Below are 18,640 nucleotides of genomic sequence, written 5' to 3' on the forward strand. Positions count from 1 at the left end.
ATCACACCTAGATAGTAATGAGAATGCTTCCCTGTTACATTTCCGTACTTTCTGACACATTTCGTCAGACTCCGGGGTAGTAGCCCCGTAACGGCAAGGATGGGGGAAGCTGGGATGGCGCGCGGTAATTATTCGTTTCAACGAACAGCGGTAGCGGCATTGGTAGCTAGCGCCGCGTGGTCGGGTATGGCGCCGGCAGAGGAGGGAGCGCCCGCGGCAGGTCAAGCCTCTGCGGTGCAGCTTCAGAACATCCAGGTATCGGCGCAGGCCCCGGAGGAAGACCCCCAGGCCCAGGCCTACCGGGCCAGAAGCAGCACGGCCGGAACCAAAACCAGTACCCCGCTGGCGGAAACGCCGCGCTCCGTTTCGGTAGTCACTCAGCAGCGCATTCGCGACCAGGGTGCGCAAACCCTCACCGATGTGCTGGGTTATGTGCCGGGGATCTTCGCGCCGCCGTTTGCCGTGGGCGACGGCCTGGCTGGGGACTTGTTTTCGATCCGCGGTTACAACGCCACAGACTACGGCTATGGCCTGTTGAAGGATGGCCTGCGCTTGCAGGGCAACCGCTACGACACCACCACCGAGCCTTACGGCCTGGAGCGTACGGAAGTGTTCCGGGGGCCAAGCTCCATCTTGTATGGCGAAAACGCCCCGGGTGGCCTGGTGAACCTGGTGAGCAAGAAACCGACCGAGAACGCACAGGGCGAAGCCCGGCTTACGTATGGCAGCAACAACCGTCGCCAACTGGCGCTGGATGTGAGCGGGCCGCTGAGCGAGGGCGACAGCGTGCTGGGGCGTATCGTAATGCTGGGGCGCAACGCCGACACCCAGGTGGATACGGTGCCAGATGACCGGATCTATCTGGCCCCCTCGATGACCTTTAATTTCAGCGAAGACACCGCCCTCACGTTGCTGTCCAGCTACCAGCGCGACCGTACCAAGCTGCTGCTGGGCTATCCGGCGGCTGGCACGCTGTTGGACAACCCCAACGGCAAGGTCGGCAAGGATCAGTTCAATGGCAACCCGAACTGGGATGACTTTGAACGCGAAACCTGGACCTTGGGGTATGAGTTCAGCCATCAGCTCAACGACACCTGGCAGTTCCGGCAAAATTCGCGCTACCTGCAATCACGGGTCAACCGGCACGAGACCTGGCCGAACAACCTGGGCAATGGCGGCTTCGGCGCCACCTTGAGCAGCACCGCGTACGACCGTGACAACAAGTCCCTGACGTATTCGGTGGACAACCAGTTCGAGGGGCACTTCAACACCGGTGCGCTGGAACACACCGTGTTGCTGGGCGCCAGCTACGACCGCACCTCGTACAACCAGGATTGGGACGCCGGGTTAGGTGGCACCTACAACGTGTTCAACCCTGTGTTCTCCCCCGTGCAGCCCAACACCACCCAGTACGTGCAGAACTCCCAGCTCGACCAGCACATGTACGGCGCCTACGGCCAGCTGCAGAGCAAGTATGACCACTGGATATTCCTGCTGGGCGGCCGGCAGGACTGGGTGCACAGCGAGTACCGCAATCGCGCCAGCGCCGCCCGGCCCGGCAGCGCGGCGGTGGCCGGTACCGACCTGGACGGTTGGGACCATCGCTTCAGCTGGCAGACCGGCGTGATGTACCAGTTCGAAAATGGACTGTCGCCATACCTGAGCTACTCCACGGCGTTTACGCCCGTGCAGCAATCGTCCCAGCCGGGCGGCGGTTTGTTCGACCCGATCCTCAGCGAGCAATACGAAATCGGGCTCAAGTACGAGCCGGTGGGCTGGCACACCACGTTCAGCGCGGCGGTGTTCGACCTCACCAAGACCGACGACGTGGTGTCGGGCTCGAACGGCTTCAGCCGCCAGGTGGGCAAGAGCGAATCCCAGGGCGTAGAGCTTGAGGTGAACAGCGACCTGACCCGTAACCTCAGCCTGACCGCGGCCTACACCTATACCGATGCCCGGGTGAAGAAGGATGGGCCCGGCTCGTTGGTAGAGGATCACCAGCTTACTGGCATCCCGCGCAACCAGGCTTCGACCTGGGCGACCTACCGCTTCCTCGATGGCCCGCTGCGCGGCCTGCGGCTAGGCGGTGGCGTGCGCTACTTCGATAACACCTTCGCTTACACGTCCCCGGCCTTGTACGGAAAACTCAAGACTGGCGACGTTACCTTGGTGGACGCGTTGGTGGGCTACGACATCGACGAACACTGGTCGGTGGACGTGAACGCCAAGAACCTGTTCGACAAGGAATACGTAAGCGGCTGCAACAACGCTGGCCGTTGCTACTGGGGCGAGGAGCGCACCGTGCTCGGCACCGTGGCGCTGCGCTGGTAAACATCGTGCATTGAGGAGGGTGGCCAGGATAACCTCCCGCTCAAACAACCCAACGGCGTATCGCGCAGCTGACAGCGCTCGCGATACGCGGTGGGTGAGCGTTGTAATCCAGACGCCCCGTCAGGCGGCAGTAGCACCTGCATCACTATGGCCCAGTAGCTCTACCGTTACCTCGCTATGAGGATAGGCAAAGATAAAGCGCGATTCATCAAGGGCTGCGACCTGATTACCGCTGAGGGTGACCTGGAATGAGCGCCCTTGGTCGTCAGTGGTGAGATCGCGCACGTAAGTGCGGTCAACGCTGGCGTTATAACTCACCTTCAGCGTACCGCCGGTACCATCACCGAGCGCGGTGTACCCCAGGTCCCTTACATCCAGCGTGTCCCACCCTTGGCTGAAGTCTGTGATCAGGTCCGAATGGCTGGCGGTGGCGGTGCGATAACTGTCTTCGAGGCTATGGAACACGAACACATCCCCGCTGCTACCTCCGGTCAGCGTGTCAGCGCCGGCGCCCCCTGTCAGCCAGTCTTCGTTGACGCCACCATTGATACGGTCGTTACCGGCGCCGCCATCGATAATATCCGCATTATTACCGCCGGTTAGCACGTCATTGCCCTCGGTGCCGGTTATGAAATTGCGATAAGGAGGCAAGCTGGTGACCACCTTGTCGCCCTCGCTCAAGGTGAAGTCGATACCCCCCAATTGCAGGCCGGCTACTTGGTCACCCCGCAGGGCCACTTCGAAATGCCCGCCCTGGCTGTCGAGTGCTTTGGAGTACAGGCGCGTGAGGTCGCTGGCACTGTCATATACCAGAGCCAGGGAGGTTCCAGTGCCGTCGCCAAGGTTGGTGAAGCCCAGCGCGCTGACGTCGATGCGATCAAAGGCGTTAATGTCAAAGTCTGTGATCAGGTCCCGGCCCTGGGTGCTGCCGGCAGCGGTGACGGTACTGTCTGCCAGTGCGCTGAAAAGGAAGGTGTCCGCGCCTGTTCCGCCGCTCAGGCGATCACCGCCGGCGCCACCGTCGAGGCGGTCATCGCTGCCCAGGCCCGAGAGGGTGTCCCGCCCGGTACCGCCCACCAGGGTTTCTTCACCGTGGGTAGTGCCTTTGAGGCTATCCGCCCCCTCTGTACCGGAAATCAACGTCTGGAAGTTGGCAGCGGTAAGGAGGTCGCGGTAGTCACCCTTCAGGCCCACTTCAAAACGGTTGCCCTGGTCATCGGCATCGTAGCTCTTGAGGTAAGTGACGTCCTTGGCGGCGTTGTACACCAGCGCCAGGGTGCCGTCGTGGCCATTACCCAGCCCGCTGAAGCCGAGGCTGGCGACATCAAGCTTGTCCGTGGCCGCGTTGAAGCCACGGATCTGATCGGCATGGCTGCTGGTGGCATCACGGTAGCTGTCTTCCACCGAGTCGTAACGGAAGGTTGCACTGGAGCGCTGGAAGTATGTCGCGGTACCTACCAGCACATCCACGCCGCTACCGCCTACCAGTATCGCATTGCCGGCCCCGGCCGCTATCACGTCGTTGCCGGCTCCTCCTTGGATCACGCGATCATCGAAGCTGAAGTTATTGTTATAGCTAATGTCGTCGTTGCCAGCGGTGCCGGCGGTGTAGATCGTCGACGTATTAGCCAGCAGGGTGCTGTCGGGGCCTACCAGCAGTGGCGCGGTAAGGCTTGCGCCGATGTAGTTCGCCTCGATCTTGTTGGCATCGCTCTGGCCGGTTTCCAGGATGGTCGGTGCCAATGTGGTGAAATCGTTGCTGCGCTGATCCTGGAAAATGTTGCCGCGCACCAGTGAGCCGGTGCTGTCTTGCAAGGCAACCTCGGACAGCTCTCCCTCACGGCCATTGGACAGGAAGGTGTTGTCGATGATCTGTGTACCCGTGGCATCCACTGCCTGTACCGCAGCGCCACCTATATGGGTACTGAACAGCAGTTGCTCCACGCGCGCATCGGTGGTGCCTTCCAGGCGGATGGCATTCAGGCCATTGCTATCTACCTGGCCCGAGATCAATGTGGCGGCGGTGCCGTCGGCATCGCCCACAACCAGCACGCCGTGGCCCTGGTTAGCGGTGCTGAGGGTGTCCAGCACCGTCAACGGGCCGGTCACCGTCAGGCCGTTTCCGCCGTTATCCCGGGTATAGGTGTCGCTGAGCTGACTGTTCACCAGGCCCGAGGCGATGATTCCATCCAGGCCATTGGCGTCGGTGGTGGCAGCGCGTACCTGCACCTGGCTGTTATCGCCGCGCAGGTCCAGGCCGTAGCCGGACGCCTGGGTGACCCGCACGTGGTCCAGTGTCACGTCGGTACTGTCACCATTGACCCAACCGCTGGTTTCTCCAGTGGTATGGGTACGGTTGCCATCGAGTGTAAGGAACCGCGCGCCGGTGTGGTCGCCCACGCTTTCTATCAGCGCGTCAGTGGAAGACGCGCCATTGGCGAGTTTCAAGGTGGCGGGCGTTTCATACCCCCCTGGGCCCTCGAGAACAACCCCGGCCTTGAGCAACAGCGCCGCCCCTCCTTGCTCGGCGCTGATCACGTAGGTGCCGCCTGAAAGACGTACGGTGCCTCCCCCCGCCGCCGCTGCGGCATCAATTGCCGCCTGCAGTGCCTGGGTGTCATTGCTGCGGCCATCGCCTAGCGCGCCGAAGTCACTTGCGTTGAAATCAGTCATTGAGAAATCTTCCAGAAGGTCAGAGCACGGGCGTGCCTGCTATAGAGCCTTGAGGTGCCCAAAGGATCCACATTTGTGCGCCGCTTATCATTCCGTGACCCTTGCGTTGTTGTTATGGATGGGGCGTTCAGGCGGCCAGCAATGCCGCCAGCGCCGGCACCGTGAGCACTGCCGTGTAATAACCCATGAACTGCACGCCGATGTTGAAGCCCACGAAGCGCGACAACAGCCCGCCGAGCAGGCCGACGGTAACAATGACCAGCAGGCCCAGCGCGCCGCCTTCCCAGATGCCGATTACCAGAATCAATCCCACAAAGGTGGAAATCACCGCTTCATGGCTGATCTTGCGCGACACGAACGAGGCAGCCCGGTGGGCGTAGTTCATGGTGAAGGGGTAGGCGACCAGCACCGCGATGATCACCGCCGCCATGCCGTAACCGAGAAATTCCCAGGTGCTGAGCAGGTTGTGCAGGTTGTTCACCTGGCCGCTGGCGGCGTCCACCGTAAAGCGCGGCGGAGCATTGAACAGTGGCGCGGCGGGCCCCGCAGCCACGGGGCTCAGGGGCAAGCCGAAGGCAATCAGCGGGATCAGCGCCTCGGCGATGTAGGTGGCCTCGGTCACGCCGTTACGGGCGGCGATCACCGTGGTGAGGCGGTGATATACGTGCTTCACCCGGGCGCCCACTACCTCGCCCATGATCACGGTCATGGCCACCGGGCTGAACACGAACGTGGCGCTGGAAACCACCGCCGTGGCACCCGTCCACAAGGCCTGCTTGCGGTCCAGTACACGCAAGGGATTGGGGAAATAACCGCCCCAGCCTTTGACGTCCGGGGAAAGTGAAAACGTACGCGCGTGCGCTCGGCTCATGGCTTGGCGTTCGTTGGGGGCCAGCAGTGAGAACAGCGCCGCGATCAACGGCCCGATGGCGATCCCCAGGAAGTAACTCACACTGAGCTTCACCCCGTATTGCGCGGTCACCGCCTGCAGCCCCACGATCACCAGCACAAAGGGAATCAACGCCAACACCGCGGCCAGCCGACCCTTGGAGAACCACGCGATGGCGACGGCGGCTGCCAGGAACACCCATGGCGCTGCCCGTTTGATGGGGTCGCCGAACGGCCCGAGCATGACCGCGAACAGCACGGCCAGGGGCACGGCAATCAGTGCGGCGATTACCGCGCCGGAGATCATCTTGCGCAGGGCAATGTGCGGCACGCCGAGGTTGCGCAGCAGGTTGGCTTCGCGCATCAGTGGTGTGGCCATGGTGTCGCCGGGAATACCCAGCAGCGCCGTGGGTACCGCGTGGGTCATGTGCTTGGCGACCGCGCCGGCCAGGAAGAAAGTAAGCACGCCAGGCGCGGGCACGCCCAGCAGCACCACCAGCAAGGTGAGCGGCGCGAGGGTGGTAGTTTCGTCGCTGCCGGAAATCAGGCCGATGCCGGCGAAAATCACCGCGCCCAGCACACCCATCCCCAGAGCTATCAACAGTTGGTCGAGAACCAGGCCAGTCATGGGCGGCCTCCTTTTACAGCGAGCGCGGCGGGCGGCACTGCCACGGTATTCGCACGCGGTGCCTCGGCCCGCACCGAAGACGCAGCACGCTCCTCGGCCGCGAACAGTTCATACAGGTCCATTTCCTTCAGTTCCGCCACCGTGGACGCAGGAAGGTCGGCCAGCCGACCCAGGTCACCGAATTCTTCCTTCAGCTCTTGCAGAAGCTGGGCGCGCTGGGCGGGATCGGCCTGATGTTCGACCACGATGCGTTTGGGCTTGAACAGGCAGGCGCTGATGGCACCGGCGCTCAGGCAACCGAGAATGCCCACCAGCATGGCGTAGGCGCGGGCCATTTGCGCCGAAGCTACCCAAGCGAGAAGGAAATGCTGCGCGATGAAAAACGCGCCGAGGCTGACCACCGCCCCAATCAGAATCGAATATCCCAGGTGACGGCTGTCTACCGTGTCACCCCACACTTCGTAGAGTTGCTGCTTCACAGGTTTCTCCCAGTGCCCTTCGGGCTTTTATTGTTATGGACAGGGTAGGGCAGGCGGCTCAGCCCGGCACCGCCCGTTGGCGCTTGGCGCGCACTGCCCGGGCCACCCGCGAGGCTGACTCGCGGCCCAGCGCGGCATCGATGAAGGTGCCTGCGTCCACCACGGCGTTCAGGTTCACACCATGGCGCAGGCCAAGGCCATCGAGCAGGTAGAGCAGGTCTTCGGTGGCCACGTTGCCCGTGGCGCCGGGCGAGTAAGGGCAGCCACCCAGCCCGGATACGGCGCTGTCGAACACCCGCACGCCCAGCTCCAGCGCGGTATGGATATTGGCGATAGCCATGCCGTAGGTGTCGTGGAAGTGCCCGGCGAGGGCAGTGACGGGCACATCCTCGGCGCAGGCCTGAATCAACGCACGGGTACTGGCAGGGGTGCCAGCGCCGATGGTGTCGCCCAGGCTGACTTCGTAACAGCCCATGCGGTAAAGCGCCGTGCTCACCGCCGCCACCTCGCCTGGCGCCACGGCCCCGGTGAAGGGGCAGCCCATTGCGCAGGACACATAGCCGCGCACGCGAATCCCGCTGGCCTTGGCCCGGGCCAGCACTGGCTCGAAACGCGCCAGGCTGTCTTCGATAGAGCAATTGATGTTCTTGCGGGAAAAGGCCTCGGAAGCGGCGGCGAACACGGCCACTTCAACGCAGCCCGCGGCCAGCGCCGCATCCAAGCCCTGTTCATTGGGTACCAATGCTGTCCATGTCACGCCCGGGCGTTGGGGTAAGGCCTTGAACACCTCATCGGTACCGGCCATTTGCGGTACCCATCGCGGCGATACGAAAGCGCCCGCTTCAAGGGTAGTGAGGCCGGCGTCGGCAAGCCGCGTCAGCAGCTCCACCCGAACGGCCGCAGGCAGGGTGCGTGCCTCGTTCTGCAGCCCGTCGCGGGCGCCGACCTCCACTACCCGCACGGCATCATTGCTGGCCAGGCTCATGGCTGTGCCCGTTTTTCTTGCAACAGTGCCGCGGCGCGGTCGGCGCGCACATCGTGGGTTGCCACCATCTGCTTCACCAGCCAATCCACTTCCTCACCGCGGGCGCCGGCAGACAACGCGACGTTTCGCGCATGCAATGCCATGTGCCCCCGCTGGATACCCTCGGTGGCCAAGGCACGCAGCGCACCGAGGTTTTGCGCCAGCCCCACCGCAACAGCGATTTCGGCCAGCTCCTGAGCGCTTTTCACGCCCAGAATGCGCAACGACAGCTGGGCCAGCGGGTGCGTCTTCGTGGCACCGCCCACCAGGCCCACCGGCATGGGCATTTCCAGCGTGCCTACCAAGTAGCCCTGGGCATCTTTTTCCCAGGTGGTCAGGGAGCCGTAATGACCTTCGCGGCATGCATAGGCATGGGCGCCGGCTTCCACCGCGCGCCAGTCGTTGCCGGTGGCGACGATCACCGGGTCGATGCCGTTCATGATGCCTTTGTTATGGGTCGCGGCCCGGTAGGGGTCCACGGCGGCGAAGTTGTAGGCGTCAAGGATGCCCTCGATCACGTCTTCGCCACTGAACGCTGTGGTGGTCAGGGTTTCCGCGGATAGCCGGACCTGGGCGCGGGCCAGGCGCAGGTCTGCCAGGTTGGAGAGGATGCGCAACCGCACTTTGCCGCCGGTGATTTCTTCGATCAGCGGTGCCACGGCTTCGGCCATGGTGTTCACCGTGTTGGCGCCCATGGCATCGCGCACATCCACGATCAGATGGGCCACCAACAGCGGGCCGCGCGGAGTGCTGGGGAAGGTGTGCACTTCCAGGTCCCGGCAGCCGCCACCCAGTTGGTTGAGCAGCTGATCCTTGCGGTTGGCCAGCTCGATGATGTCCTGTTTGCGCGCCAGCAGGCTCAAGCGGGCGTTGTAGGGGTCGGCGATGCCTACCACCTGTACCTGGGCGCGCATCAGCGGCAGGGTACTGGAGGTTTTGAAACCCCCGGCCTCCCGGGCCAGCTTGGCCATGAAGGAGGCGGCGGCGATCACCGAAGGTTCTTCCACCACCAGCGGCACCAGCACATCCCGGCCGTTGATGGTGAAATTGCTGGCGATCCCGTAAGGCAGCTCGAAGGTGCCCACTACGTTCTCGATCATGCCGTCGGCGATGGCCAAGGGGAGCGCACCCGCCTCGCTGAGCAAGGCCACGTCGGCGTCGGAAAGCGAAAGCCGCTCGCGCAGCTGGCCGAGACGGTCAGCCGGGGCCATGGCGCGGAAGTCAGGGAGGCGGGAGTCGAGGCTCATGGAAGGGTCCTGTACGGTTCTTATGGTCATTGGCCCTTACCCTAGCCCGGCACGTTGGCACAACAAAGGTACAGTTTGGACAAACAGTACCCAGGCTGTACCCTCGGCCGAGGCGAGCAAAGGGCACGGCCATGGTTCATCAAACACTGGCGCAACAGCTGGCAGCGACATTCACCGAACAGATCGGCAACGGTACGTACCAGGCAGGGGACCGATTGCCGTCCCTGCGCGAATGCGTGCGGGTGTTCGGGCACTCCAAGAACACCGTGATCACGGCGTATGAGCAGCTTGCTTCCCAAGGCTTGGTGGAAGCGCGGCACGGCCAGGGGTTTTTCGTCAGGCCGGGAGCAAGCCATAGCCAGGAAGCGGAGGAGCCCGCACCTTACGCCCGGGCCATGGACACCATCTGGCTGATGCGCCAGCAGTTCGTGCGCGAACCTGGGCAGGCCCCGCTCGGCGAAGGGTTCCCGCCCACGGACTGGCTGATGGACATGCGCCTGGACCGGTTCACCCGGCAGATCATGCGCACCGGCGTGACCACGTTGTTCCGCTATGGCAACCGCCTCGGTAACCCGGCACTGCGCCATCACCTGGTTCGCAAGCTCGGGAGCTATGCCATCAGCGCCACGCCCCGGCAAATCGTCACCACCCACGGCGCCAATCACGCGCTGGACCTGATCATTCGCCGCTTCCTCGCCCCGGGCGATCACGTACTGGTAGAAGACCCGGGCTACTACCCGCTGTTCGGCAAGCTCAAGCTTCACGGTGCCAATATGCTCGCGGTGCCGCGGCTACCTGACGGGCCCGACATCGACGCGTTGCGCCAACACTTGCGCAGCCACAAGCCCAAGCTGTTTTTCATTCAGTCGGCAGGCCACAACCCCACAGGCTCGGACATTTCACCCAGCAAGGCCCATCAATTGGTGCAACTGGCCGAACAGCATGATTTTTACCTGGTGGACGACGACGCCCTCGCAGACTTCAAGCCTGCCACCACGATCAAGGTGTCCGCCCTGGACCAACTGAAGCGGTCGCTCTATGTGGGCAGTTTCTCCAAATCGGTATCCGCCGCGCTGCGGGTGGGCTTTATTGCTGGCAGCAGGGAGGTGATCGACGAACTCGGCGACCTGAAAATGCTGTTGCACACCAGTTCGTCCGAGTTCTGTGAGCGCACGGTGGATGTGATCCTGGACGAAGGGCATTTCGTGCGCCACTGCCTGCGCCTGCAAGACAGGGTCAGGGAAGCGACCGCGCAAGGGCTGGAGACCTTGGCCGAGCTGGGCGCTCAGGTGTTCTGCGCACCCCAGGCCAGCCTTTACCTGTGGGCGCGCTTTCCTGATGTGAGCGACGCCAAAGACCTTACTCGCATATGGCAGCCCAGGGGTTGCATGGTAGCGCCTGGGCATATCTTTTCGCCCGACCAGCATCGCACCGTGCCCTGGACGCGCTTGAACGTGGCCTATATCGACCGTTTGCGAGGCTGAGCGCGCCCGCGGGTGTTCAACAGATCCTCGCGCGGCATTCGCCAAAGCCGATTGGCGCCACGCCGTCGCGGTGGCAGCGCGCCCTCAGGATGATTTCATCCCCGTCGAGCAGAAAGCGGCGTTCCTCTCCGTTAGCCAGGATAAGGGACTGTGTGCCGCCCTCGGTGATTTCCAGAAGGCTGCCGTGCTGCCCGGGCTCAGGGCCAGAGAGGGTGCCGGTGCCCATCAGGTCGCCCGGCCGCAGCTGGCAGCCATTGACGGCGTGATGGGTGACCATCTGCGCCATGGTCCAGTACATATGCTGCGTGTTGCTCAGCCCGATACGCTGCGGGGCCAGGCCAGCGTCGCGCATGAGGGGAGTGAGCAGCAGCACCTGCAGTTCGATGTCCAGCGCGCCCTGCTGTTGGTCGTTGGCATCGAGCAGGTAGGCCAGCGGTTGTGGGTCACCTTCGGGGCGGGGCGCCTGGGCGCAGCGGAACGGCGCCAGCGCTTCGGCGGTGATCACCCAGGGCGACAAGGTAGTGGCGAAGCTTTTGGAGAGGAACGGCCCCAGTGGCTGGTATTCCCAGGCCTGAATATCCCGGGCGGACCAGTCGTTGAGCAGGCACAGGCCGGCGATGTGTTCGGGTGCATCGGCGATGGCAATAGGCTCGCCCTGGGCATTGCCGGGGCCGATCCATACGCCCATTTCAAGTTCGTAGTCCAGCCGCTGGCAAGGCCCGAACACGGGCACGCTTGCTCCGGCTGGCAGGGTTTGGCCGTGAGGGCGTTTCACGTCGGTGCCGCTGACGTTCAGGGTAGAGGCCCGGCCGTGATAGCCGATGGGCACGTATTTGTAGTTGGGCAGTAGCGGGTTGTCGGGGCGGAACAACTTGCCCACGTTGGTGGCGTGGTGAATGCCCACGTAAAAGTCGGTGTAGTCGCCCACCTCGGCGGGCAGGTGCATCTGGCAATCCGCCTGCGGGTACAGCGCAGGCGCCAGCCGGGCTTGATGGCTGCTGTGCTCGCCCAACAGGTCCAGCAACGCCGAGCGTAGCGCGCGGCGAGGGCCACCACCCAATCCGAAGAAGCCATTGAGCGTGCTGGCGCTGGCGCACTCTGCCGCGGCCAATGCGCTGCCGGTGAACACTCCGGCGGCCACAGCTGCGCGAAGGTCCAGCACCTGATCGCCGATGGCAACGCCGCCGCGTGGCGTTCCCCCAAACCGGCTGAAGATGCCCACTGGCAGGTTGTGCAAGGGGAAGTCGGCGTGGCCGTTGGCGCTGGTGACCCAGCTGCGCAAAGCGGAGGTGCTCATGAATGGCCTCGGGAAAAGTGGCTGGAAAGGCCCGCCCAGCAGGCGTCGTAATCGCTTTGAAGGTGTTCGCTGTCCAGTGCCGCCTGGCTGGGCCTGAGCACCTGCGAGGTCTCGAACATGAACGCCATGGTGTTATCCACCTTCTGCGGCTGCAGGTCTGCCGCCATTGCCTTGCGCGCCGTGGCGTCGTCCGGCCCATGGGCGCTCATGCAGCTGTGCAGGGAAGCCCCGCCCGGGCTGAAGCCTTCGGCCTTGGCATCGTAGGCCCCGGTGATCAGGCCCATGAATTCATTCATCACGTTGCGGTGGAACCATGGCGGGCGGAAGGTGTTTTCCGCCACCAGCCAGCGGGGCGGGAAGATCACGAAGTCTACATTGGCGACACCGTCGGCCGTGCCGGGCGAGGTGAGCACGGTAAAGATCGAAGGGTCCGGATGATCGAAGCTGATCGAGCCCAGGGTATTGAACCGCCGCAGGTCGTACTTGCAGGGCACGTTGTTGCCGTGCCACGCCACCACGTCGAAAGGCGAGTGATCGAGCTCAGTGGAAAACAGCTCGCCAAGAAATTTCTGCACCAGGGTGCAGGGCGTGGCGCTTTCTTCGAACGCTGCAACCGGAGCAAGGAAGTCCCGCGGGTTGGCCAGGCCGTTACTGCCGATGGGGCCCAGGTCTGGCAGGCGCAGCGGGCGACCATGGTTTTCACAGATGTAGCCCCTGGCCAAGGCATCGAGCAGTTCCACCCGGAACTTCAGCCCGCGCGGCAGCAGGGCGATTTCCTGCGGTTCAACCTCCAGCACACCCAACTCAGTGACAATTCGCAGCCGCCCGGCCTGGGGCACCAGCAACCACTCGCCGTCGGCCGTGAAGAAGGCGCGTTGCATGGAAGCATTGGCGCTGTACAGGTACACGCTCACGCCGCTCGCCTGCTCGCTGCCGTGCGTGGCCGCCAGGTTCAACAGCCCATCGATCAAGTCGGTGGGCGTGGAAGGGTAGGCCATGGGGTTCCAGCGCAACCGATTGGGCGTGATCGGGCCGGCATGCCTTCCAGGGATCTGCCTTTCGAGCCGCTCGAAGCGCGGGTGGGCTGCGGAGGGTTTGATTCGGTACAGCCACGTACGGCGCGCCTCGCTGCGGGGCACGGTGAACGCAGTACCTGAAAATTGTTCGGCATAAAGGCCGTACTCTGGCCGTTGCGGCGAGTTCTGGCCTTGGGGCAGGGCGCCGGGCAGCGCCTCGCTGCTGAACTGGTTGCCAAAGCCGCTGATGTAAGTAAGTGGGTGCCCAGCTGAGGAGTGCATGGCGACCTCTTGTTGTTTTTTGTAATTGAATTACGATTAACGTAATTTGAGTTCGCTGGCGGGTCAAGCTATAAACCCGCACTTCTTTGCAAAGGCACTTACCCCTTATGGCCAGCGACATCCCCCAGCCGGAAGCCAGCCCCGCCACCCCTGGACGGCAGCAAAAGGTACAGGCTGCCGAAGTGGGTACGGGCATCCTCAAAGGGCTGGCGCAGCTGGCGCCCAGCACGTCGTTGTCCCGGCTGGCCGAACATGTGGGCATGCCCGCCGCCAAGGTCCATCGCTACCTGCAAGCATTGATCGCCAGCGGGTTCGCCGAGCAGGACCCGGCCACCAACCATTACGGCCTGGGCCGCGAGGCGCTGCTGGTCGGCTTGGCGGCGCTGGGCAGGCTGGATGTGCTGAAAATCGCCAGCCCTCACTTGCAGGGCCTGCGCGATGAGCTCAACGAAACCTGCTTCCTGGCCGTATGGGGCAACAAAGGCCCGACCGTGGTGCATGTGGAACAGTCCATCGGCGCGGTCACGCTGGTGACCCGTGTGGGGTCGGTGCTGCCGTTGCTCAGCTCGTCCACGGGCATGGTGTTCAACAGTTACTTGCCAGCCGCCGAAACCGCCGCACTCCTGCACGAAGAAAGCGCAGGCCAGGGCACGGCCTTTGTGAAGGACATCGAGCAGCGTGTGGCGCACATCCGGGCCACCGGCCTGAACCAGGTGCACGGGTTGTTGATGCCAGGGGTGAATGCCGTGTCCGCGCCGTTGTTCGCCACGGGCCACGTCCTGGCTGGGGTTATCACCGTAGTGGGCGCCGCTTCGGTGTTCACGCCGCCCAACCAGGCAACCGCCGCCGAGCGGCTGCAGCAGGCCGCTCAGGCTATTACCGACCGCATGGGCGGGGCCCGGCCGCTGGACGTTTAACGCAGGTCAGGCCGGGGTGTCTGGCTGCCGGTCAGGGTGCGCGCCGAGGAACGCCGGGTGCGCCTTTGCCAGGGCTTCCACCCGGGCAATACGTGGCCAGCCCTCAAGGCCCACGGCAAAGCGCCGGGCGGCATACACCTGTGGCAGCAGGTAAACATCCGCCATCCCCGGCTCGCCGAAGCACCAGCCCTGCTCACCGATCAGCGCCTCCACCGCGCCGAGGCCTTCGCGAACCCAGTGGTCGATCCAGGCGCTTACCTGAGGTTCCTCGATACCCAGCTCGCGCAGGCGCTGGAGCACCGCCACATTGTGCAGTGGATGAATATCGCAGCCGATGATCGCCGCCACGCTGCGATGGCGTGCCCGGGCCAGCGCATCTACCGGCAACAGGGGCGGGGCAGGGTAGCGCTCCTCCAGGTACTCGAGGATGGCGGGTGACTGGACGAGTATGTCCCCACCATCGGAGCGCAGCGCAGGCACGCGACATTGGGGATTCACCGCTTGATAGGCGGGCTGCAGATGCTCGCGCTCGAGCAGGTTCACCGGCAGGGCGCTGTAACTCAAGCCCTTGAAGGCCAGCGCGATGCGAACCCGATAAGAGGACGTGGAACGGTAATAGGTATAAAGGTCCACGGCTTGCTCCTGTGCCTTGTTGTTATGGGCGCGCGCCTGCAATTGACAGCTCCGGCGAATTGGCGGAGATTACGTTTTGCGTAACCATATTACGAATAACAAAGGAGCGCACCGTGTGAGGGTTCTTGGGTTGCAGTTGCTTCTCGGCGATTTTCTCGCCCGCAGCGTACGAGGAATATCCTGCGCGCCGCCGGCCCGGTAGTGGAAACAGCACATTTGCCTGCTCCCTACTGACCAACCGGATACCGCCATGACTGACCTCTACGACAACCCCATGGGCCTGATGGGCTTCGAATTCATCGAGTTTGCCTCGCCCACGCCGGGCATTCTCGAGCCTGTGTTCGAAATGATGGGCTTCACCAAGGTTGCCCATCACCGCTCCAAGCAAGTAGTGCTGTACCGCCAAGGTGGCATCAACCTGGTGCTCAACAACGAGCCGGGCAGCCTTGCGGCTTACTTTGCGGCGGAGCATGGGCCTTCCGTGTGCGGCATGGCTTTCAGGGTGAGGAACTCCCACCAGGCCTACAAGCGGGCCCTGGAACTCGGCGCGCAGCCGGTTGAAATTCCCACCGGGCCCATGGAATTGCGCCTGCCCGCCATCAAGGGTATCGGGGGCGCGCCGTTGTACCTGATCGACCGCTTTGGCGATGGCACCTCTATCTACGACATCGACTTCGAGTTCATCGAAGGGGTCGACCGCCACCCGGAAGGCGCCGGCCTGAAGCTGATCGACCACCTTACCCACAACGTGTACCGGGGCCGCATGGCCTATTGGGCGAACTTCTACGAAACCCTGTTCAATTTCCGCGAGCTTCGTTATTTCGATATCAAGGGCGAGTACACCGGCCTGACCTCCAAGGCCATGTCGGCACCCGATGGCATGATCCGCATTCCCTTGAACGAAGAGTCCTCCAAGGGCGCGGGGCAGATCGAAGAATTCCTGATGCAGTTCAACGGCGAGGGCATCCAGCACGTGGCCTTTATCACCGACGACCTGATCCAGACCTGGGACAAGCTCAAGGCCCTGGGCATGAACTTCATGACCGCACCGCCGGCCACTTACTACGAAATGCTGCAGGGCCGCTTGCCTGACCACGGCGAGCCGGAAGACGCCCTGCAAGCCAGGGGCATTCTGCTCGACGGCACGTCCGAGGGCGGCAACCGGCGGCTGCTGTTGCAGATATTCTCGGCAACCTTGCTGGGCCCGGTGTTCTTCGAGTTCATCCAGCGCAAGGGTGACGACGGGTTCGGCGAGGGCAACTTCAAGGCGCTGTTCGAATCCATCGAGCGCGACCAGGTGCGCCGAGGGGTGCTGTCCACGTCTTGAGTGGCGGTGCCTCCGCCAGCCACATGGAGTTCATTGTCTTCCCTGAGTCGGCCTAAAGACTGACCACCAAGTCGCCCGCAGCCAACTGGGATCACCGATCAGAGCAGCGGTTTCAAAAGTAAGCACGTTACGCAGGCTCTAAGCGGTCAGGCCCCTCCTATGCCCTGCCAACGGCCCTCGCGAGGAGGTTAGGCTTGGGTTGGGAAGTATTTGCGTAGCGATCTGCAGTGCGCGGCATGAAAGCGAATATAGCTTTCCATGTCCCCATGCCTTATGCTGACTTCATGTCATATTTGACGCGAAGAAGGTCTAAGGTCATGATTTATTCGTTTGGTGCTCGTAATTATTTTTCATTTAAAGACGGTTTCACGGTTTCTTTTGAGCTCAATTCAAAAGTACCCAAATCTGTAACTTTCTCACGAAAGGTAACGACAGTCTTGGGTATAAAAGGTGGAAATGCTTCTGGCAAGTCAAATATATTAAAAGCATTAAGATTTATTTCTGGCTTTGTAACGGATTCTTTTACTGAAGATGAGGGTGATGAGATCCGTATTAAAAGTTTCTTTAAAAGTCCGGAGTCGTCTGAGTTTTATATAGATTTCTCAAGCGCGGGTATCCGATATATGTACGAGCTTACTGCCTCTGAACAAGGAGTGGTAAGAGAGGCTATATATAAAAAAGTAGCTAGAAAAACACTAATTCTGGAAAGAAGGGGGAATTCTATAAAATATAGGACCGCTGAGCTTTCCCCACTTGATCTGATTATATTAAAGAATAATTCGTCGATTGTGGATACAGCAAGGCATTATCAAATAAAGGATCTGGGCGATGACTTAAAGAATGTATGGAATTTTCTGTGTAAGGTTAGAGGTAATACCGGCGCGCTCGGTATGATCGATGATAAGGAGATATATGATCATGCGGCTGCGGCGAAATTCTATTTTAATAACCCAGATGCGTTGGAATTCACAAAAAATATCATAAAAAATGCCGATTTGGGTATCAATGACATTGTTATACATGAGTCCATTGTTGAGTCGGGGGAAAAAAGATATTTTCCGATATTTCACCATGAGCACAATGTGGGCGACGGTGTAGAGTCTAATTGGCTAACCTATTGGCACGAGTCTGACGGCACCACGGCCCTATTTCGCAGGCTTTATCAATACTATATAGCGCTAAAGGTGGGTGGTACCCTGGTGCTGGATGAACTTGATACAAACTATCACCCAGCTCTTCTTCCCTACTTGCTGAATATTTTTATAGAGCAATCTACAAATCCATTAGATGCACAGATAATTTTCACCTCTCATAACCTCGAGATTATGGACTATTTGGGGAAATATAGAACCTATTTAGTCGCCAAGGAAAACGGTGAAAGCTTTTGCTATCGACTCGACGAAATTCCAGGTGATATTATAAGGAATGATCGACCTATTTCAGGGCTTTATAGAGAAGGTAAGTTGGGGGGCGTGCCTAGGATATGAAAAAGTTTGAGAAGAATTCTAAGAAAGCAAAATTTCTTGATAGCTTCCCTGTTAACAGTATTGAGAATTCTGATATAGAAAAAAGATTTAAATTTAACTTTTCATTTTTTGATGATACGCAGGAATACGGCAGTTCTTTTTCTTCGCTACATCCGGGAGCTCTAGCAGAAATGCTGGAGAAAATGAAAGATTTTACGAGGCAGGACTTGGGGTACTGGCGTAACCGCCGCTGTGGTGCTGGCGGTCTTAAGGTGCTGGCAGATTACGGCGCCTTCCCATTAAGAAGTAACTTTATCCATCCGAAGTTTGTCCCGCATGACGTGAACTGGTGTAGATTCAGATTAGATAATTCTGCCAGGTTTATAGGGTTTACGATTCCTGGAGGTCACCCAGAGAAGCAATTGCTAGGGTCTGTTCCCTATGATCGAAACGCGTTTTATCTTGTATTTATTGACCTAAATCACAATTTTTACCTGCTCGAAGAAAGGTAGAGCACTGCAAATTGCGGAGCGCCGTGCTTTGCGCCATTAATCGTCGGCAAAGCATAGATTCCGTTGCGGTGAAATAAGACGTAGGGGCTAAGTCTGGAAAATAGCGCCTCTCAGCATGTGGTGAGGTTATATCACGGAACGGCAGCGGAGACGGTTTGGAACGGCTAATAGCAGAGCTGGCCGTTCGGTGTAGGCTCGCTCCAGGCACAGCCGTTATTGCTGCGGCTATATACCATCGATTTAGTGCTTAAATCTAGTCTGGATCGCGGACCTAAAAGCTTAGGTCGAATGCTTGGAAGGGTAAGCCGACTGATCGATACCACTCACTATCATTTATCTTTGGTAATCGGAGGCTGGGTAAGCGCATGCCAGCGCCGTAGCGGGATTACTTCGAAAGTATAGCTCAGGGTAGCGGCATCGCTAGCTTAAAGCAGGT

General features: G+C 60.9%; 14 protein-coding genes. 6 read left to right on the forward strand and 8 right to left on the reverse strand.

All coding sequences use genetic code 11. The annotated features are described in order from the left end of the window. Positions 1-99 precede the first annotated feature (99 nt). Entirely contained in the window at positions 100-2,331 is a 2,232-nt protein-coding gene (locus AC3Z8Y_RS09855) for a TonB-dependent siderophore receptor (protein ID WP_490089515.1), read from the forward strand. Positions 2,332-2,451: 120 nt separating this feature from the next. Here AC3Z8Y_RS09855 and AC3Z8Y_RS09860 read toward each other — a convergent pair whose 3' ends face one another. The 5 genes from AC3Z8Y_RS09860 to AC3Z8Y_RS09880 all read right to left on the reverse strand — a co-directional run bounded on the left by AC3Z8Y_RS09860 (position 2,452) and on the right by AC3Z8Y_RS09880 (position 9,270). Further along, the gene (locus AC3Z8Y_RS09860) at positions 2,452-5,004 is read right to left on the reverse strand and encodes a M10 family metallopeptidase C-terminal domain-containing protein (RefSeq protein WP_490089516.1); all 2,553 of its coding nucleotides are present in this window, start codon (positions 5,002-5,004) and stop codon (positions 2,452-2,454) included. A gap of 127 nt (positions 5,005-5,131) precedes the next feature. After that, a complete protein-coding gene (locus AC3Z8Y_RS09865; protein WP_490089517.1) occupies positions 5,132-6,520 on the reverse strand; it encodes a tripartite tricarboxylate transporter permease in 1,389 nt (462 codons plus the stop codon). Further along, positions 6,517-6,999 carry a hypothetical protein gene (locus tag AC3Z8Y_RS09870; protein WP_490089518.1) on the reverse strand — a complete coding sequence of 161 codons (483 nt, stop codon included), beginning with the start codon at positions 6,997-6,999 and terminating at the stop codon, positions 6,517-6,519. The genes AC3Z8Y_RS09865 and AC3Z8Y_RS09870 overlap by 4 nt, the downstream gene beginning before the upstream one ends. Positions 7,000-7,057: 58 nt before the next feature. Further along, positions 7,058-7,984 carry a hydroxymethylglutaryl-CoA lyase gene (locus AC3Z8Y_RS09875; protein ID WP_490089519.1) on the reverse strand — a complete coding sequence of 309 codons (927 nt, stop codon included), beginning with the start codon at positions 7,982-7,984 and terminating at the stop codon, positions 7,058-7,060. Next, the gene (locus AC3Z8Y_RS09880; RefSeq protein WP_490089520.1) at positions 7,981-9,270 is read right to left on the reverse strand and encodes a hydroxymethylglutaryl-CoA reductase, degradative; all 1,290 of its coding nucleotides are present in this window, start codon (positions 9,268-9,270) and stop codon (positions 7,981-7,983) included. The genes AC3Z8Y_RS09875 and AC3Z8Y_RS09880 overlap by 4 nt, the downstream gene beginning before the upstream one ends. A 131-nt stretch (positions 9,271-9,401) precedes the next feature. On the opposite strand from AC3Z8Y_RS09880, the gene AC3Z8Y_RS09885 reads away from it, so the two are divergent. Continuing rightward, positions 9,402-10,754 (forward strand): aminotransferase-like domain-containing protein, encoded by a 1,353-nt coding sequence (locus AC3Z8Y_RS09885; protein WP_490089521.1) that lies wholly within the window; start codon positions 9,402-9,404, stop codon positions 10,752-10,754. A gap of 16 nt (positions 10,755-10,770) precedes the next feature. Here AC3Z8Y_RS09885 and fahA read toward each other — a convergent pair whose 3' ends face one another. Continuing rightward, on the reverse strand, positions 10,771-12,051 hold the full coding sequence (gene fahA / locus AC3Z8Y_RS09890; protein WP_490089522.1) for a fumarylacetoacetase: 1,281 nt from the start codon (positions 12,049-12,051) through the stop codon (positions 10,771-10,773). After that, a complete protein-coding gene (hmgA, locus tag AC3Z8Y_RS09895; protein ID WP_490089523.1) occupies positions 12,048-13,349 on the reverse strand; it encodes a homogentisate 1,2-dioxygenase in 1,302 nt (433 codons plus the stop codon). The genes fahA and hmgA overlap by 4 nt, the downstream gene beginning before the upstream one ends. Before the next feature lie 107 nt (positions 13,350-13,456). Here hmgA and AC3Z8Y_RS09900 point away from each other — a divergent pair, with 107 nt between their 5' ends. Beyond that, the gene (locus AC3Z8Y_RS09900; protein ID WP_490089524.1) at positions 13,457-14,266 is read left to right on the forward strand and encodes an IclR family transcriptional regulator; all 810 of its coding nucleotides are present in this window, start codon (positions 13,457-13,459) and stop codon (positions 14,264-14,266) included. Positions 14,267-14,272: 6 nt separating this feature from the next. On the opposite strand, the gene maiA is transcribed toward AC3Z8Y_RS09900, so the two are convergent. Continuing rightward, the gene (maiA, locus tag AC3Z8Y_RS09905; RefSeq protein ID WP_490089525.1) at positions 14,273-14,899 is read right to left on the reverse strand and encodes a maleylacetoacetate isomerase; all 627 of its coding nucleotides are present in this window, start codon (positions 14,897-14,899) and stop codon (positions 14,273-14,275) included. 250 nt (positions 14,900-15,149) lie between these two features. Here maiA and hppD point away from each other — a divergent pair, with 250 nt between their 5' ends. The 3 genes from hppD (at position 15,150) to AC3Z8Y_RS09920 (ending at position 18,204) form a co-directional block, all read left to right on the forward strand. Further along, a complete protein-coding gene (gene hppD, locus AC3Z8Y_RS09910; protein WP_490089526.1) occupies positions 15,150-16,226 on the forward strand; it encodes a 4-hydroxyphenylpyruvate dioxygenase in 1,077 nt (358 codons plus the stop codon). 317 nt (positions 16,227-16,543) lie between these two features. Further along, entirely contained in the window at positions 16,544-17,713 is a 1,170-nt protein-coding gene (locus AC3Z8Y_RS09915; RefSeq protein ID WP_490089527.1) for an AAA family ATPase, read from the forward strand. After that, positions 17,710-18,204, forward strand: coding sequence for a hypothetical protein (locus AC3Z8Y_RS09920; RefSeq protein WP_490089528.1), 495 nt, complete (start codon positions 17,710-17,712; stop codon positions 18,202-18,204). Before AC3Z8Y_RS09915 ends, AC3Z8Y_RS09920 begins: the two co-directional genes overlap by 4 nt. Positions 18,205-18,640: the final 436 nt, after the last annotated feature.

It is taken from the genome of Pseudomonas sp. 3MAES_34.3B, assembly GCF_058145875.1.

Coding starts and splice junctions, on each gene's coding strand:
- AC3Z8Y_RS09855 (WP_490089515.1), top strand. CDS start 100: ATGGGGGAAGCTGGGATGGCGCGCGGTAATTATTCGTTTCAACGAACA.
- AC3Z8Y_RS09860 (WP_490089516.1), bottom strand. CDS start 5,004: ATGACTGATTTCAACGCAAGTGACTTCGGCGCGCTAGGCGATGGCCGC.
- AC3Z8Y_RS09865 (WP_490089517.1), bottom strand. CDS start 6,520: ATGACTGGCCTGGTTCTCGACCAACTGTTGATAGCTCTGGGGATGGGT.
- AC3Z8Y_RS09875 (WP_490089519.1), bottom strand. CDS start 7,984: ATGAGCCTGGCCAGCAATGATGCCGTGCGGGTAGTGGAGGTCGGCGCC.
- AC3Z8Y_RS09880 (WP_490089520.1), bottom strand. CDS start 9,270: ATGAGCCTCGACTCCCGCCTCCCTGACTTCCGCGCCATGGCCCCGGCT.
- AC3Z8Y_RS09885 (WP_490089521.1), top strand. CDS start 9,402: ATGGTTCATCAAACACTGGCGCAACAGCTGGCAGCGACATTCACCGAA.
- fahA (WP_490089522.1), bottom strand. CDS start 12,051: ATGAGCACCTCCGCTTTGCGCAGCTGGGTCACCAGCGCCAACGGCCAC.
- hmgA (WP_490089523.1), bottom strand. CDS start 13,349: ATGCACTCCTCAGCTGGGCACCCACTTACTTACATCAGCGGCTTTGGC.
- AC3Z8Y_RS09900 (WP_490089524.1), top strand. CDS start 13,457: ATGGCCAGCGACATCCCCCAGCCGGAAGCCAGCCCCGCCACCCCTGGA.
- hppD (WP_490089526.1), top strand. CDS start 15,150: ATGACTGACCTCTACGACAACCCCATGGGCCTGATGGGCTTCGAATTC.
- AC3Z8Y_RS09915 (WP_490089527.1), top strand. CDS start 16,544: ATGATTTATTCGTTTGGTGCTCGTAATTATTTTTCATTTAAAGACGGT.
- AC3Z8Y_RS09920 (WP_490089528.1), top strand. CDS start 17,710: ATGAAAAAGTTTGAGAAGAATTCTAAGAAAGCAAAATTTCTTGATAGC.